Source organism: Caulobacter sp. 602-1 (genome assembly GCF_003931565.1).
Taxonomy (GTDB): Bacteria; Pseudomonadota; Alphaproteobacteria; order Caulobacterales; family Caulobacteraceae; genus Caulobacter.
Genome location: NZ_RRYI01000021.1, coordinates 1 through 525, shown reverse-complemented (window position 1 = coordinate 525; position 525 = coordinate 1). Strand labels below are relative to the sequence as shown.

At 66.1% G+C, this 525-nt stretch carries 1 protein-coding gene and 1 pseudogene; one reads left to right on the top strand and one right to left on the bottom strand.

Annotation, left to right across the window (positions count from 1 at the left end):
• Positions 1 to 144 (top strand): carboxyl transferase domain-containing protein (locus EIK80_RS25050; protein ID WP_148099122.1); only part of this gene is annotated, 144 nt, incomplete at its 5' end.
• Between the two features lie 221 nt (positions 145 to 365).
• On the opposite strand, the pseudogene EIK80_RS26805 reads toward EIK80_RS25050, so the two are convergent.
• A pseudogene (locus tag EIK80_RS26805) lies at positions 366 to 442 on the bottom strand (hypothetical protein); the annotation flags it as partial.
• Between the last annotated feature and the right edge of the window lie 83 nt (positions 443 to 525).

Sequence of the window (525 nt, the reverse complement as noted above, 5' to 3'; positions counted from 1 at the left end):
CCGTTCGTCGCCGCCAGCCGCGGCTACATCGACGACGTCATCATGCCACACGGCACCCGTCGCCGCATCGTGCGGGGACTCAAGAGCCTCAAGGGCAAGGAACTGGCGAACCCTTGGAAGAAGCACGACAACATCCCGCTGTAGGCGAACGCATCGACGGGGACGGGGATAAACACCTTGTCCCCATGTGGGAGCAGGTGGCGCGCAGCGCCGGAGGACGGATAGCTGGGCCTGGATTAGCGTTACGGCTCAAGCGGTTAAGCTTGTGCGCCCCCTGACCCTACCGCCTTCATCCGCAAGGGGAGAAGGGTGTTCGATGAGCATTCACGCCCTTGCGTCCCCGGCTCCGAAACCTGCCGTATTCTCTACCCACCTCGTCGCGAGGAAGGGGCGCATGGCCAGCGACCGTTGCGGCGGCGGGGGGCGGTCGAGCGGGCGCGCTCTTCGGCGCGGGGGAAACTCCGCAACTGCATCCCTCTGGCGGCGGTCGGCCCTGGAACACAGAAACGACGTGGGATGTCGGGC